12 protein-coding genes are annotated in these 16,602 nt (G+C 47.4%); 5 read left to right on the forward strand and 7 right to left on the reverse strand.

What is annotated here, in order from left to right; genetic code table 11:
- Positions 1-161 precede the first annotated feature (161 nt).
- The 3 genes from R6242_RS03080 to gshA all read right to left on the reverse strand — a co-directional run bounded on the left by R6242_RS03080 (position 162) and on the right by gshA (position 3,605).
- Complete coding sequence (locus R6242_RS03080) at positions 162-1,190, reverse strand: FAD:protein FMN transferase (RefSeq protein WP_318423560.1); 1,029 nt, start codon at positions 1,188-1,190, stop codon at positions 162-164.
- On the reverse strand, positions 1,187-2,137 hold the full coding sequence (gene gshB / locus R6242_RS03085) for a glutathione synthase (RefSeq protein WP_318423562.1): 951 nt from the start codon (positions 2,135-2,137) through the stop codon (positions 1,187-1,189). The genes R6242_RS03080 and gshB overlap by 4 nt, the downstream gene beginning before the upstream one ends.
- Before the next feature lie 205 nt (positions 2,138-2,342).
- Positions 2,343-3,605 (reverse strand): glutamate--cysteine ligase, encoded by a 1,263-nt coding sequence (gene gshA, locus R6242_RS03090; protein ID WP_318423565.1) that lies wholly within the window; start codon positions 3,603-3,605, stop codon positions 2,343-2,345.
- Positions 3,606-4,015: 410 nt separating this feature from the next.
- Here gshA and R6242_RS03095 point away from each other — a divergent pair, with 410 nt between their 5' ends.
- The 5 genes from R6242_RS03095 (at position 4,016) to grxD (ending at position 9,705) form a co-directional block, all read left to right on the forward strand.
- Positions 4,016-4,960, forward strand: coding sequence for a DegV family protein (locus tag R6242_RS03095; RefSeq protein WP_318423568.1), 945 nt, complete (start codon positions 4,016-4,018; stop codon positions 4,958-4,960).
- 468 nt (positions 4,961-5,428) lie between these two features.
- Positions 5,429-6,865, forward strand: coding sequence for a magnesium transporter (gene mgtE / locus R6242_RS03100; RefSeq protein WP_293937342.1), 1,437 nt, complete (start codon positions 5,429-5,431; stop codon positions 6,863-6,865).
- Between the two features lie 146 nt (positions 6,866-7,011).
- Entirely contained in the window at positions 7,012-8,313 is a 1,302-nt protein-coding gene (locus tag R6242_RS03105; protein ID WP_318423574.1) for a voltage-gated chloride channel family protein, read from the forward strand.
- A 178-nt stretch (positions 8,314-8,491) separates the two neighbouring features.
- Positions 8,492-9,292 carry a peptide chain release factor N(5)-glutamine methyltransferase gene (gene prmC / locus R6242_RS03110; RefSeq protein ID WP_318423577.1) on the forward strand — a complete coding sequence of 267 codons (801 nt, stop codon included), beginning with the start codon at positions 8,492-8,494 and terminating at the stop codon, positions 9,290-9,292.
- 98 nt (positions 9,293-9,390) lie between these two features.
- Entirely contained in the window at positions 9,391-9,705 is a 315-nt protein-coding gene (gene grxD / locus R6242_RS03115; protein ID WP_293937337.1) for a Grx4 family monothiol glutaredoxin, read from the forward strand.
- Between the two features lie 42 nt (positions 9,706-9,747).
- Here the strand turns inward: grxD and R6242_RS03120 are convergent, their stop codons facing one another.
- The 4 genes from R6242_RS03120 to R6242_RS03135 form a co-directional block, all read right to left on the reverse strand.
- Complete coding sequence (locus R6242_RS03120) at positions 9,748-12,480, reverse strand: PAS domain S-box protein (RefSeq protein WP_318423581.1); 2,733 nt, start codon at positions 12,478-12,480, stop codon at positions 9,748-9,750.
- A 247-nt stretch (positions 12,481-12,727) separates the two neighbouring features.
- Entirely contained in the window at positions 12,728-13,909 is a 1,182-nt protein-coding gene (locus R6242_RS03125) for a response regulator transcription factor (RefSeq protein WP_318423584.1), read from the reverse strand.
- Between the two features lie 191 nt (positions 13,910-14,100).
- Positions 14,101-14,712, reverse strand: a complete 612-nt coding sequence (locus R6242_RS03130) for a glutathione S-transferase (RefSeq protein ID WP_318423587.1) — start codon at positions 14,710-14,712, stop codon at positions 14,101-14,103.
- A gap of 158 nt (positions 14,713-14,870) precedes the next feature.
- Positions 14,871-16,262: an aminopeptidase P family protein gene (locus tag R6242_RS03135; protein ID WP_318423589.1), complete on the reverse strand. Its 1,392-nt coding sequence runs from the start codon at positions 16,260-16,262 to the stop codon at positions 14,871-14,873.
- Positions 16,263-16,602 lie beyond the last annotated feature (340 nt).

The following is a 16,602-nucleotide window of genomic DNA, read 5'->3' on the forward strand; positions in this document are numbered from 1 at the left end:
GGTGAAGCCCGCATATTTATTCAGCATGACTCGCGGGTTGCACCCGCCCTACTTATTCCAAAACCAAGCCCAACACTCAAGAAATCCATCTACACAGAGTTTATTCAGCAAGAGGCATAATCAGGTCACAACTGGCTGTTAAAAGCTTACGCCAAGTCAGGCTAACGTAAACGGTAAATATGCACGGGCGGCTTTATCCAGCTGATACGGCGCTGTAATTCTTCCGTGATATATACACTGCCATCATTACCCACGATTAGTACATCTTGCAATCCAAACCTCTGGGCATAATGTAAGGTCTTTCCTATGCCGCCAATAAAAATTGGTTTAGTTGCGATATCGGAAATCGCCCCCGCTTCAAGGCTGGGGGGCGCAATCACCGTGGCGGCTTCCATGGTGGTGGCGGGCTGGCCTGTGCGTGGGTCGATCAAGTGCGAGTAGCGCTTACCGCCTACTTCAAAAAAACGTTGGTAGTCACCAGAGGTGCCAATGGCTTCGCCGCTTTTAAGGGCAATGGTAGCCATGGCTTGTGGCTCTCTGGGATGCTGAATGCCGACCACCCAAGGGGTTTGATCTTTTTTACCCAAGGCCAATACATTGCCGCCGATATTAATCAGCGCATTATTCACCCGATGTTTACGCAAGTACGCTGCCGCTCTATCTAGCGCCCAGCCTTTAGCAAAGCCGCCGGTATCCAATTGCACCGCAGGATTGCTGCTGCTGACGGTGCTGGCCTCAAAGCTTAGGTTTTGCATGGAGGGCTGGCCTGCAAGCAGTTGGTCTATGCTGGCTTGGCTAGGTAAAACGGGCGCATAGCTGTCTTTATGAAAGCCCCATGCCGCAATTAGCCCTCCCATGGCGGGGTTAAATAATTGATCAGATCGTTCTGCATATTGGCTGGCTTGTTTAAGCAAGGCCGCCGTTTCGGTATCGATAAGGGCTGGTTCGCCGCGTGCAAAGCTTGCGTTGATACGGGTGATTTCTGATGGCTGCCAAGGGTGTAGGCGAGTGTGGATGCGATCTAAATCAGCAAACACGGCGGCGGCGTGTTTTTGCGCCACATCTTCTGGCAAGCCCCAAATAGAGATCTGTACCCGTGTGCCAAAGACATAACTTTCCTGCTGGTAGAGCGGTGCCTTGCTACAGGCACTTAAAAATAATACTCCGACCAGTAGAAAAATTTTTATCATGGGGCTGCGTGTTTTTCTAAAGCATCAATAAAAAGGCCTGCCACGTTGATGCCCGATTGCGCGGTGATCTCTGCGAAGCAAGTCGGGCTAGTCACATTCACCTCGGTGAGGTTCTCACCAATCACATCTAAACCCACTAATAGCAAGCCTTGAGCGGCGAGCTGTGGCCCAAGTGCCTCGGCAATTTCTCTATCTCTAGCCGTTAATGGCCTTGCTACACCGCTGCCACCGGCAGCTAAATTACCGCGTGTTTCACCCGCCTTGGGGATGCGCGCTAGGCACCAATCCACCGGCTTGCCATCAATCAGCAGAATGCGCTTGTCGCCTTCTTTAATCGCTGCAATATAGCGCTGCGCCATAATGGTTTGTGTGCCATTGGTGGTTAGCGTTTCGATAATCGAGCCTACATTTGGATCGGTGGCGGTGAGGCGGAAAATCCCTGTACCGCCCATGCCATCCAGTGGCTTGAGAATAATATCGCCATGCTCAGCTAAAAACTCACGCACATCGCTTTCGGACTGGGTGACTAGCGTTGGTGCGGTGAACTGAGGAAACTTCAAAATCGCCAGTTTTTCGTTGAAGTCGCGCAGCGCCTGGCCACGGTTAAATACTTTTGCTCCCTGCGCTTCGGCCAGCGTAAAGAGCTGGGTGGCGTAGAAGTATTGCTGATCAAAGGGTGGATCTTTACGCATGATGACGGCGTTAAAATCTTTGAGTGCCGTAATCGCCGCATCATCTTGGCTATACCAAGCATGGCCGCTTTGCGTTGCGGTGAAATGCAGCTGGGCTGCTAGTGCCTCGACCATGCCGTCTTTGATTCTTAAATTTTCAGCGCCGCAAGTAAAAACCTCATGCCCACGCGCATCCGCCTCGCGCATCATGGCGTAGCTGGTATCTTTGTAAATCTTTAGGCTGGCAAGCGGGTCAAGCACAACAAGGATTTTCATAGCGGCCTATTCATTGGGTAAAAAATACTTTCAAACCATAAACCTTCGACACGGAGAACACGGAGAAAAAGCAAATACAAGAAAAAGCCAATTGGAGTTGAGATATGCATTTTGCCTCAACAGTTGCTGATTTTCTCCGTGGGCCTCCGTGTTCTCTGTGTCCTCCGTGTTTCAAGATTTGGGTTTTAGGGACGTGATTTTAGTTTTATTCCAGCTCTAATGACCCAGCCAGTAAGGCCAGTCTTGCCACTACGCCGTAGGAGTAGAAGCGGTTGGCTTCGCAATCGGGCGAGCCGTCGCAATCTGGGGTGGAGAGCGGCGAGGCAAACGCGAGTGGCACGAAGTGTGCGCCTGGGGCGTTTAGATTTTCATCAATACCACGGCCAGTATGTACGCGGTAAAAACCGCCAATTACAAAGCGATCCAGCATATACACTACCGGCTCTGCCACGGCAGCGTTGATTTGCTCGAAGGTTGGCACGCCTTCTTGCACGATCACATCGTGCACTTCCATGCCTTCTTTAATCACGCTCATTTTATTGCGCTGCTTGCGGTTTAAGCCGAGCAATTCCTCGCCTGATTTCACGCTCATAATGCCCATGCCGTAAGTGCCAGCGTTGGCTTTTACAATCACAAAGGGCACTTGATCAATGCCGTGCTGCGCGTATTTGATGCGGATTTTTTCAATCATCGCGTCTACGGTGGCAGCCAGCTTGTCTTCGCCAGCGCGTGAATGAAAATCCAGCCCGTCTACATGTTCAAAGTAGGGGTTAATCACCCATGGGTCGATATCAATCAGCGCAGCAAATTCGGCAACTACTTTGTCGTAAGCGGTGAAATGCTGGGTTTTGCGGCGCACGGCCCAGCCTGCATTCAGTGGTGGCAGTAGGGTCTGTTCAATATTTTGCAAGATAGCCGGAATACCCGCAGATAAATCGTTATTCAGCAGCACAACACAAGGATCAAAGCCCGCAATGCTCACACGGTTGCCATGACGCACCAGCGGCTCGAGCGTGATGTGGCCACCATCAGGCAAATCAAGCGTGGTGCTTTCAGTGATTTCTGGATTCATGCTGCCAAGGCGCACTACAAGGCCCGCTTGACGCAGTATTTTGGCCAGCGCAGCGACGTTTTGCAGATAAAAAGTATTGCGGGTGTGGTTTTCTGGGATCAGCAAAACACGGCGTGCATCTGGGCAATAGCCTTCCAGCGCAATCATGGTGGCATGCACCGCCAGCGGGTGAAACTCTGGATTCAAATTATTAAAGCCGCCAGGAAATAAATTCATATCCACTGGAGCTAGCTTATAGCCTGCATTACGTAAATCGACTGAGCCATAAAACGGAGGGGTGTGTTCCTGCCACTGATTGCGAAACCAGTGCTCGATCTCTGGCTGGGCAGCCAAAATTTTACGTTCCAAATCTAACCATGGGCCAGTCAGTGCAGTCGTGAGATGGGGGACGCTCATTTTAGTGCCTTTTTCAATAGTTTCATGCATGGCATATGTGGGCGCTGGGCCATGGATTCAACTCTAGCGTAGTGTAAATTTGATTACTCGCTGTTTACGCATGATTTTTATTGGCGAGTGAACCACTGTAAGGATGATTAATTGAATCGTACAGCATCATCCAGCATATTTGTTATGCAGGCTTGCTCTTGATAAGTAAATTAGTGCGCTGATTTAGTTGAAATTATTGGCATTGAAGCTGTCGATTTTGTTGCTAATGAGACAGCCTGTGCGCCGCAACAAGGCTTTTGTGTCATTTCTTCGTCATTTATGAAAATATGGGCTGAGGAATCAAACATCTGTTTCGAATTCCACAAAACTAAAAATAACCGCATAAGACGGTAAATGATTCATACCCAGAGGAAGCATTGATGCGCATCGGCTTAGTGACGGATTCATGTTGTGATTTGCCCCGCGATTTTTTAGATCGCCACCAGATTGTTATCTTGCCCATTACCATTCAAGGCAACGACGGCACTTTTATTGATCAGCGTGATCCGGTCGCTACCCGTGATTTTTATCGGCGGCAGGCGGCTCAAGGCGTAGCAGATTTTGAATCACAGCCCTATTCAGCTGAGCAAATTAAAGAATTGTTTTTATCAAGGCTGATTTTAGAATTTGATATGGTTTTTTGCTTAACTGTTATGAAGTCGCGCAGCCAAATTTTTAATCATGCCACGCAAGCGGCTAGAGCCATTTTGACCGAATACCGGCCTATTCGTGAGCAGGCCAATTTAATGAAACCCTTTGTACTCAGGGTTTTTGATAGTGGCAGTATTTTTGCTAGCCAAGGTTTAGTGGTGGCTGAAGTGGCACGCTTGATTAGCCAAGAAGCGACTAGCTCAGAAATCACCAAGCAAATTGAGCACTTAGCCAATACCGCTCAAGGCTTTTTAATGCCCGCAAATCTAGGGCAATTACGCCATCAGGCTCGGCGTAAAGGCGATAAAAGCGTGGGCTTTTTATCTTATGCCTTGGGAAGTGCCTTGGATATTAAGCCGGTGATTCGCGCTTATCAGGGTGAAACCACGCCAGTGAGCCGCGTCAATGGCTTTTCGGCTGGTGTGGATAAGCTGTTTGCTATGGTGATTAAGCATATTGAACAGGGCTTAGTTGCGCCCACAGTGTGTGTGAGCTACGGCGGCGATCCTGCGGTAGTCACGGATATGCCAGCCTATCAAAAATTAAAGCAGGTCGCTAAGCAACACCATGTGCAATTACTACTCTGCGAAATGAGCACCACAGCCGGTGTAAATATTGGAGCAGGTGGCGTGGCGATTGCTTTTGCTTCTGAAATAGCCGCCGTTTTAGATTAGCGCAGCAGCCCGCCGGAGCGCGGGTGTTTCTCCATGTGCGCTAAGCAAAAAAATAATTTTATGAATCAGCTAGTTAAATGTTAAACCATAGATAACACAGAGACCCACAGAGTTTCACGGGGGAAGTAAAGCTTTGAGCCTGTGTCCTCTGCGCTCTCCTTTTTCTCTGTGGTTCAAGGTTTAGCGCCATTTCATGCACAGTTCAGGCTCTATGTAATTTTTTTAGCGCATATGGGGTGTTTCCCCCGCGCATGCCAAGCAAACGTCAAACCGCGTTTATGCTCTGAGCAAGCCCAATACTGCGGCTATTAGGCTTTGCTTGGCTCTACCAAGCGAGCAATCAGCATGCATATCTAGAATGCGGCTCTACCAACACGCAAAAATCTCAAATTTTGCAGTCCAGCCCTCACGTCTCTCCGTGATAAACTCGCGCACGCCTTTTTAATACCCTTCTCTTTGGAATTCGGCATGACGATAGTCACCCGCAAACAGCAAGAAAGCCTACAAGAAAGCTTGCAACAGGTTGTGCGCCTGTTGGATAGGCATCGGCTGGTTGAAGATATGGTGCATCGCCAAGATATGGCTAAGCACGAGCTAGTAGAGCAGCTGGTGCATAAGCAGCATTTGGTTGAGTTGCAAAAAAAGCTCGCTAGCCTGCACCCGGCCGACGTTGCGCATATTTTGGAAGCCCTGCCGCTGGTTGATCGCTTGCTGGTTTGGGAGTTGGTCAAGTCTGAGCACGATGGGGATGTGCTGCTGGAAGTATCGGATTCGGTGCGTGAATCGCTGCTGGCCGACATGGAAAGCTACGAAATTATCGCAGCTGCCGAGCACTTAGACGCCGACGAGCTGGCCGACTTGGTGCCCGATTTATCCAGCGAAGTACGCTCAGAACTGCTAGGCGGTTTGGACGATGAAGAACGCGCGCAGCTGCAATCGGCGTTGTCTTACCCTGAGGACGAAGTTGGCTCCTTAATGGATTTTGAAATGGTGACGATCAGAGATGACGTGACCTTAGAAGTGGTGCTGCGCTATCTACGCCGCTTTGATGAGCTACCTAATCACACCGATAAATTATTTGTGGTGGACCACGAGCAAACGCTAAGGGGCGTGTTGCCGATTAATCATCTATTGGTTTCCGACCCTGATTTAACCGTGCACGAAGCAATGGCCACCGATGTGGTGACGTTTCGCGGGCACGAAGATGCGGGGGACGCCGCGCAAGCGTTTGAGCGTTACGATTTAGTCTCGGCGCCGGTGGTGGATTCCAACCACAAAGTGATTGGCCGCCTCACGGTGGATATGATGGTGGACGTGATTCGTGAAGAATCCGACGCTGAAGTGCTGTCGCTAGCGGGTTTGAAAGAAGAAGATTTGTTTTCTAGCGTGTGGAAATCCGCTAAAAACCGCTGGCCTTGGCTGGCGGTGAATATCTGCACCGCCTTTATTGCCAGCCGAGTGATCGGCGCGTTTGAAGAAACCATTACTCATCTGGTGGCGCTGGCTGCGCTGATGCCAATTGTATCGGGCATTGGCGGCAACACCGGTACGCAAACCATTACGCTGATTATCCGTGGCCTAGCGCTGGGGCAAATTAACCCAAATAACTCTGGGCGCTTAATTGGCAAGGAGCTTGTCATTGCGCTGCTGAACGGCTTAGTTTGGGGCAGTGTACTGGGCGTGATTGCATGGCTGCTTTACCGGCAGATCTCTCTGGGCGTGGTGATGATGGCCGCAATGATGCTGAATTTGCTCGTTGCCGCCTTGGTCGGTATTTTAGTGCCACTCACCATGCAAAAGCTTGGCCGTGACCCCGCCTATGGCTCATCTGTGCTACTGACCGCCACCACCGACTCGATGGGGTTCTTTATTTTCCTTGGGCTGGCTTCAATATTCCTAATGTAAAAACTTCAAAAAAATCTGTTGCCACAGAGCCCTCTGAGAAAAGCAAAAATCAGACCAACAGCAGTATGAGATCGAGCTTTGGCTTGTTATGCGTTGTGTTCTCGTTTTAGCTCTGTGTCTACAGACGTTTTTTAGAGATAAATAGAATGCCATTGTTACCACGCCTCGCCGTTTTTGCTCCTTTATCCCTGCTGATTAAATGGCTGTTTCTGGCCTCTATCGTTGGCATGCTGGCGGGCAGTGCTTCAGCGTTTTTTTTGTTTTCTCTTGAATGGGCCACGGCGACGCGCTTGGCTCATCCTTGGCTGCTAGCGGGTTTGCCGCTGGCGGGCTTTATGGTGGGTTGGGTTTATCTGCGCTTTGGTCGGCAGGTGGAGGCGGGCAATAATTTATTAATCGACGAGATTAATGATCCGCAAAAAATCATTCCACTACGTATGGCTCCGCTGGTGCTGGGTGGCACTGTGGTATCGCATTTATTTGGCGCATCCGTGGGGCGGGAAGGCACGGCGGTGCAGATGGGCGCGGCTTTGGCCGATCAACTCACACGGGTTTTTCGCCTTAAAAATAGTGATCGGCGTGTACTACTCATGGCAGGGATTGCGGCGGGTTTTGCCTCGGTATTTGGCACACCGCTCGCCGGTGCTATCTTTGGCTTAGAAGTGTTGGCCATTGGCCGGATGCGCGTTGATGCCATTTGGCCCTGCCTTGTGGCGGCGGTGGTTGCCGAGCAAGTGGGCCTCTTGTGGGGTGTGCAGCATACACATTACGCCATGGCTAGTATTCCACCGATCAGCTTTTGGGTGTTGGCTGCGGTGTTGCTGGCAGGTGCAATCTTTGGCCTGACTGCGCGCTGCTTTGCCACGGCCACGCACAGGCTGGCGGCGGGGCTTAAAAAAATCATTCACTATCCACCGCTGCGCCCCTTTATTGGCGGCTTATTGATTGCCGCTGTGGCCTATGCTTTAAGCGCTGAGCGTTATTTAGGCTTAGGCGTGCCAACCATTGTGGAAGCCTTTCAACACCCCATGGCTCATTACGATTTTGCCGCTAAGTTCGCTTTTACCGTTGCTTCTTTAGCGAGTGGTTTTAAGGGCGGCGAGGTCACTCCCTTGTTTTATATAGGCGCAACCTTGGGCAATGTTTTAGCGCCTTGGCTAAACCTACCCTTTGCCTTTTTGGCGGGGCTGGGCTTTGTGGCGGTGTTTGCGGGGGCGGCGAATACGCCAATTGCGTCTACTCTGATGGCGATGGAAATATTTGGGGCAGAAATCGGCGTGTACGCCGCGCTAGCCTGTGTAATCAGCTATTTATGCTCTGGTCATAGCGGTATTTATCGCTCGCAGCGGGTGGATTATGGCAAGCACCGAATCTTGCCTAAGGGTATTAAACTCAGCGAGATTGCAGCTTATCGTGCTTCGAAAAAAAACATTAAAAAAGATCTGTAGACACAGAGAACGGGAAGAAGAGCAAAAGCGAGAAAAACGATGAGAAAAGCAAGGGTCTATCAAAAACACCAAGCTTAATGGCGGTATAAGTTGCAGTGAAGAATTAAATGTTTTTCTCCCTGAGTTCTTATTTTTCTTGTGTCGACAGACGTTTTAGATTTCCCCTTCGGAACCCTCTATGAATTATTCAGTTTTACTGGCACAAAGTGGTTTGGAGCGTTTTGATGCTCAGGTTTTGTTTCAGCACGCTACAGGCAAAAACCGCGCTTGGCTGATTGGCCATGGGCAGGATGAGGTGGAGGCGGCACACGCTGCGGCATTTAAGCTGTTAGCCGCCCGTCGCAGCAAAGGCGAGCCGGTGGCGTATATCGTTGGCACGCGTGAGTTCTTTGGCCGTGATTTTGTGGTGAATCCTAGTGTGCTCATCCCAAGGCCGGATACCGAGCTGCTGGTTGAGCTGGCTCTAGAGCGGGCCGCTGAAGGGGCTATGGTTTTGGATTTGGGCACCGGCTCCGGCTGCATTCCGGTTAGCATTAAACTAGAGCGCCCAGATCTGGATGTTAGTGCGGTGGATTTATCGCCTGCCGCTTTGCTCGTGGCGCAAGCCAATGCGAGCCGCTTGGATGCTGCGGTGCGTTTTTATCAGTCGGATTGGTATCAAGCTCTAGGCACAGCACACTTTGATGTGATTGTTTCTAATCCGCCGTATATTGAGCAAAACGATCATCATTTAAGCCAAGGCGATTTGCGCTTTGAGCCACGCAGCGCGCTATCAGATGAAGGCGATGGCTTGGTGCATATCCGCAGTATTATCGCCGAGGCTAGGCTGCACTTGAACGAGGATGGTTGGCTGTTATTGGAGCATGGCTGGGATCAGGCGGAGCCGTGCCGAGCATTATTGGCTGCCGCAGGCTTTGCCGCAGTACAAAGCTGGCGTGATTTAGCAGGGATAGAGCGCGTGAGCGGTGGCCAGCTTTAATTCGATAATTACCGGCGGTAAGAGCCAAAGCTTGCCGCAATTTTTTCATAAAAGTACAATACCTGAGTAAATCTATCAGGTATCAAAAAGGAAACACTATGAGCACGCAAGATCTTATTCGTCAGCAAGTAACTGAAAACGCCGTTGTTTTGTATATGAAAGGCACGCCAACTTTTCCGCAGTGCGGCTTTTCTGCAGGCGCGGTGCAAATGCTTAAAAACTGTGGTGTATCGTTTGCTGCGGTTAATGTGCTGGCCGATGCTGATATCCGCCAAGGCATTAAAGAATATGCTAACTGGCCCACTATTCCTCAGCTCTATATTAAGGGTGAGTTTGTAGGCGGCTCAGATATTATGAAAGAGCTGTTTGCCAATGGCGAGCTGCAAAAAATGCTGGAAGGCATTGCAGAGTAATCTTGTAGGGGCACGGCATGCCGTGCCCACTCGCCTTTTCTATCAGGCCGCGATCTTCTCATCCATCCGTTTACGCACGGCCAGCATCAAGGCTTCTCGGCGATAAGGCTTGTGCAGTATTTCGCCAAACAGCGTTTCGGAGCGATCGCTAGAGCTATTCTTGTGTGGATATCCCGATGTCAGCAGCACCGCCATATTGGGGCATGACTCGGCAATATGCTGCGCTAAAGTCACCCCATCCATGCCGCCCGGCATCACAATATCAGAAAGTAGCAAATCCACTTTGCCCGCCTGTTCAAGCTTGTCTAAAGCATCCATACCATTTTTAGCTTGAATAACGCTGTAGCCAAAAGTAGCTAAATGCTCGGCAGTGACTTCTCTTAAATCGACTTCATCATCAACTAATAAAATCGTTTCTTTTCCTCCTTGAATGGGATTTTGGATCGTGGTTTTTTCTACGATATTTATATTTTTCTCAAGTGCATTAATGGGTAAAAAAATGTGAAACATCGTGCCAATACCCAGCTCGCTATAAACGCGAATATGGCCATGTAATTGTTTTACAAAGCCATAAACCATGGTTAGCCCTAGTCCTGTGCCATTTTCTGTTTTTGTGCTAAAAAAAGGCTCAAAAACCCGCTCTGAAATTTCAGCAGGCATTCCTTTCCCATTGTCATTAAATTCCAATAATAAATATTCTTGGTTATCCAAATCAATGTCTTTGCAGTGGTTAAATATTTCTGGCCGCCAATGGTGAAGATAAATAACAATATCTCCACCGCTTTCGGGCATTGCATCGCGGGCATTAATAGCTAAATTAATAAGTACATTTTCAAACTCGGCCGTATCTAATTTTATAAGGGGTAAATTAGGCTCAATAAAAGTGTTGATGTTTATATCGGCCCCTAGCGTACGCTTTAATAATCCTAAAACTTCTTCAATCAATCCGCCGATTGATTTTGGTTTTATTTCATTTAAAGGTAGGGTACTCTTTCTAGATAGCTGTAGTAGTCGCCGAGTAATATCCGAACCACGCATAGCCGCATTAATTGCACTTTGTTGCCGCTCCATTGCTTTTATATTGCCTTGTAGGGCAGGCTCAATAAAATCAAGATTAGCAATGATGATGCCGAGTAAATTATTAAAATCGTGGGCTAACCCACCTGATAGTTGGGATAAAGCATCCATTTTTTGTGATTGAACAAGCTGGGCTTGTACTTTTTTTCTTTCGCTAATATCCCGAATTATGCCGGTAAACATCCGCTCCGCGCCTGATTTCCATTCTGAAATAGACAGGTCTAAAGGGATGAGCTGACCATTCTTATTTCTTCCCATGATTTCACGGCCAATGCCAATAATTTGGGCGTGGCCAGTATTTAAATATTGCTCTAAATATTGATCATGCTGGCTGTGTTCTGGCTCTTGCATTAATAGTTTTACATTTTTATGTATAACTTCATCTGCCGTATAGCCAAAAATGCGTTCTGCTGCGGCGTTGAATAAAATCACTTTCCCTTTGCAATCAATTAGAATAATGCCATCCGCCGCACTACTCAAAATAGAGTTTAATTTTGAGTCTTGTTCTTTTAGTAGTGATTCTTTTTGTTTTATTTCGGAAATATCAGAGATAAAACCATGCCATAAAATACTGCCATCCTCTAGTGCTTCTGGTTGTGCATTGCCGAGCATCCAATGTACGCTTTGGTCGGGGAAAATAGCGCGATATTCTTGCTGCCAAGGCGATCCTGTTTTTGCTGATTCTAATATGGATTTATTTAACTCATTAATATCTTCTGGGTGGACTAGATTGAATAATTTTTGTGCATCTTCATGGATTTCTTCTGGTGATAATAAACAGATATCTCGAATTCCTTCGCTACAATAAGGGAAATAACTTTTTCCTGTTTTTTCTAGTTTAAATTGATAAATCATTCCAGGAACATTCGCGGTTAATTTTTGTATGTCTTCTAATAACTTTGTGGTTTTTTCTGCTGATTTTTCTATGGTTTTTTCTGTTATTTTTCTTTCTGATACATCACGTTGAGTGCTAACGAAATGAGTGATTTCTTGTTGCTCATTAAATATCGGCGTGATCGATATTTCATTCCAATAATGACTGCCATCTTTACGATAATTAATTATTTCCCCATGAAAAGGCTGGCCATTTTTTAGTGCGATACGTATGTTTGATGTTGTCTCAAGGTCGGATAAAGGGCCTTGCATAAACCTGCAGGTTTTTCCTAGTATTTCATTGCCGTTTCTACCATTGGTCTTTTCAAATGCTTTATTTGCATAAATAATTTTATGATCTTGCGAGGTAATAAGCACGGCTTGGGATATTGAATCTAATGCTTGAGTACTGAGTAATAGTTTATTTAAGTGAATTTTTAACTCTTTTTCTGCTTTGTTTTTATAGTAAATTAATCCGGCAATGACTTGGCCCAATAAGGCAAAACCTAGCAAGGTGTAAATGATATCTGGATGATGGCTTGGGGATAAATAAATCATGATTGCAGAAGTAAGTACGAGCCCTGCCGCTGCCACGCTACCTAATTGAAAGCCTGCCCAAATAATGAGCAAGGGTAAAACGATAGAGAGTGCACTGGAGTGGCCCTCTAGATCGGGGGCGCTTGCCATATATAAAATAGGCAGTGCAATTATTAGTAAGATAAGCGCTTCTTTAGGGCGCTGTTTGAGCGGAAGCCAAGCCCAGAGTTGTATTTCTTTTTGCCAATTATTTTTTGTTTGATTAACAGAAAAAAAATCATTCTTCATGATGGCTACCTCTTTATGAGGGGCTTGCTACGTAGCTTGGCGCTCAATCCGGTTAATTTAAGTATTGCTAGGGTGGGCAAGGTAAACCGCCTTTGCCCTCCTTAATGCGGCTTCCCATGCTTAAATTAACAGGGCTGGATTGGCGCTGAGTGAAACAAAGCCCCATTCTAAGAATGCTGAGCTTCGCATGCTCAGTAGCAAGCTACCTATTTATACCCATATTTCAATTAAACCGTGTGATATCAGGCTAGAAAAAAATAATACTGTCTTCTTTATCTTCAATCGTCTCTAATATCTCTTTATCTGCATCTTTTATGAGTAGTAAACCTAGGTCAGCGCTAATACTACTAAATTTTTTATCTAATGAAAAACCGGCATCATAGAGTGTTGCTGCTGCTTGTGAGGCATCTTCTATTAGCTTAATAAAATGTGTTTCTTGTTCATTACTTAAACCAAATTTAGCCAGTGAATTTTCTATTTGTTGTTTTAAATTTTCAAATAATTCACAAGAACGTGATTGTTGTATTTTGTAATCACTTTCTAACTGTTGAACAAGTTCTTGCATATTACTGATAGCGGTTTTTGCATTAGTGCTTTGCAGGGTTAAGCGTTGGTGGGTTTCAATAGCATGAATACGGTTTTCTGCTGTTTCAGTGATAATGGCGGCATGATCGCGGATTCGGCCCGCAAAATCAGGGTTATTGTAGGGGAGGTTTTTAATTTGCAGGGTAATGCTTGGGTAGTTAACAATAAGCCGGTGCCCATATTCAAAAATACGTGGGTTATCTTGGGATAATGTTCGTAGTATTTCTGCTTCTAATGGGCTAGAGCGGCCTTCGCTATTGAGGGTTTTTTGTTCATTTTCGGTGCGGATTTGCGCAGAAACATTTAAATCAAATCCATGCGAAAAGGTAGAAATAAGCACTTTTAATAGTGATTCAATATCAGGGCTGCTCATTGCCCGCTTGATAAAATTAATCACGGTGCCCATTTCTCCTGAATTAGAAATGGCACTCATCGCGGTATCCGTCGCTGTTTTTAATGAGTCTTTTAGGCGTTCAGAGTCAGTAATAATAAGCTGGAGTAATTCAATTTTGCGGCGCAGCTCTGCCATGCGAAAGGGTTTAGGTAAAAAATCATCTGCTCCGGAGGCATAGGCATTTTGGCGGGTTTCTAAACTATCTGAGCCAGAAATAAAAACGACGCGTACTTCGGGCTGTTTTTCACGCGCCAGCAGGCAAACAGAATAGCCATTGATATCGGGTAAATTAATATCTAGCAAGATAATATCGGGATGAAATGTGCTGACGAGATTTAATGCATCTATCCCGCTATCTGCCTCCATAATCTCTGCATGACCTGCTAAGCCGTCTTTAATTAGGTTGCGAAATTCTTGTTCATCATCGACGATCAATATCTTGGTTTTCATCAGTCTTAGCCTTACCGTGGCTTTCTCATGAGCTTGTTGTAAAAAATGCATGAGAAAAGTGCTGGGTTATCAATGCGATAACTTAAATATAGCTGATGATTTTCCTGTCTATTTACCTTCGTTGATATACGGTATTTTTGACAAAAAGCTTGCTTATGTTGAAATTATGGTGGCATGAGCTTTTTGCATAGCTAAATCAGTGGCGGGCTGGTTTCGACAAAGGAGGGGCGCTCTGCCAGCTTGTTATAAAACTTGAGTAGATTTGGGTGGTTAGAGTGCCAGCCTTGCTCTGGAAGGCGAAAATCCAGATAGGCTAGGGTGCAGCCTAAGGCGACATCAGCTAAGGAAAACTGCTCGCTACCCCACCATTTTTTCTCATCAAGCTCTGCCGCAATCGAGGCAAGGCCGCGCTCTATTTTGGCTTGCTGATGCGCCACCCATTCTCTTGATTGCAGTGGCTCAGGCCTTAGGCGTTCTTGCCGGATTAACACTGCTGCATCGCTAATGCCATCGGCTAACGCTTCGCGACGTTTTACATTAATGGCTTGTCTTTGGTCATTTGGGATGAGCTTGCCAACGGGGGAGCTGTGATCCAAGAAATCAACAATCACCCGCGAATCATAAAGCGTTCTGCCGTCATCCATAATTAGGATGGGCACTTTGCCTAGCGGGTTAAGCTCGGGGACACTGCTGCCTGCAACGCCAGGGTTGTCTTCAATAATCTGATATTCGATGCGCTTTTCAGCAAGAACGATGCGTACCTTACGGCCGAAAGGGCTGGTATATGAGGTGATCAGTTTCATGCCGTCTGCGTTGTGATGGGTTAGGCCTTGATCTTAGCCGTTTGTCTGCGCTGAAACTAGATTTGTTGTTTGAATACAACGGGTTTAATGGGCAGCATGATGGATTTTACTTTTGCCGTGCTGCGGGCGGCCAACAAAGCCGCCCAGATTAACTCGGCTTAAACAGCGGCCATGATTGCTTCTACTTCTGCTGCGCTGCGGGCGATGTGCGGCCCAAGGATGCGGCTGCCAGTGGTTGTGATTAGTACGTTGTCTTCGATACGAATACCGCCAAAGTCTTGGTATTCTTCAAACTTGGCGTAGTTAATCATATCGCTATGGCGGCCTTCGGCTTTCCAGGTGGCGATCAGCGCGGGGATAAAGTAAATGCCCGGCTCTACCGTAATCACCATGCCTGCTTTTAGTGGCTTGCCAAGGCGTAAGTAGCCCATGCCAAATAGCTTGCTGCGCTCAACGCCATCCCCATAGCCGACTAGGTTTTCACCTAGGCTTTCCATATCGTGTACGTCTAGTCCAATTTGGTGGCCAAGGCCATGCGGGAAGGCGATGGCGTAGGCACCAGATTCAACCACGTCATCCGCATTGCCATTAAAAAAGTCCAGCTTAGTCATGCTTTCTACCATGACTTTGGCGGCTAGCTTATGTGCGGCAAGGTAGGTAAAGCCTGGTTTGAGTGCGGCAATCGCCTCGGTTTGCATTGCCAGCACCGTGTCGTACAGCTCGCGCTGGCGTGGGCTAAATTTGCCACCCACCGGAATAGTGCGGGTGATATCGCTGGCGTAACCGCCACTAGATGTTGCGCCGGTATCGTTCAGTACCAGATCGCCTTTTTGCAGCTTTTGATGGTGGTGATGGTTATGCAGCACTTCGCCGTTTCTGGAGAAGATACTTGGGTAGGCGAGCTGTAAATCATGGCTGCGCACAATGCCTTCCATCAGGCCAACCACTTGGTGCTCCAGCACATTGGCTTGGGAGGCACGCATCGCCGCGTGATGCACATCGCGGGTAATGGCCAGCACGGTTTCCATTTCTTTGATTTCATCGGCGGATTTAATTTCGCGCTGGGCCACTACTTGCAGGGTTAGAGCGGTCGAGAAACCTGCTTTCACTAGTCCGCTATCACAGCCCAGCAAATGAGCTAATTCTAGAATGGTTTCTCCGCGATAGGGGGCAAGGTATTGCACTTGAATACCCGCCGCTTGGGCGGTTGCCAGCCTTTGTTTTAATTGAGTATAAGGCTGGCTTTGCGTGACACCAGCGGTGGCTGCGCGCTCGCTTAAGGATGGCTGGGGACCGGTCCAGACGATATCGGCCACTTCGGCTTCATTGCCAAATAGGGTGATGCTGTCATTCGCGGTATCTATCAGGCCAGCAAGACCAGGCTCGTTGAGGCCAAAGTAATAGCGGAAATTACTGTCTTGGATAAACGGGAAAATATTATCCGTGTAATTCATTGGCGAATCGACGTTGCCAAGCAGCAAAATCAGGCTGTCCGGCAAGCTAGCAGCAAGGGTGGCACGGCGTTGGCGGTAGATTTCGGGGGCAAACATAGTGTTCTCCAAAATAAGTTAGGGCGTATTTTAATAGAAATCGCGTTTTATTTCGTGGTTGAAAACCCAAACTTTAAAGCGCTGATCTGTGCTTAATGACAAGGGCTTACGTTAATTGGCTATACACCTTGCACCTCAGATAGCACGGAGTTTCACAGAGCCCCTTGTTTTACGGCGATGAAGTTTTAAATTTAAAGCTTCGCAGCGATAGTTTTCTCTAAACTTTCTTCCTTTTGAAGTCTGTTTAGTCTGTTTGCCTAGAAAGCCAGAGTAGTTCCTTGTTATCGGGTATTCCTCTGTGGATCTCTGTGCTCTTGGTGTTCTCTGTGGTTCAAGGTTT

This window comes from Iodobacter sp. CM08 (assembly GCF_033446605.1).
Lineage (GTDB): Bacteria > Pseudomonadota > Gammaproteobacteria > Burkholderiales > Chitinibacteraceae > Iodobacter.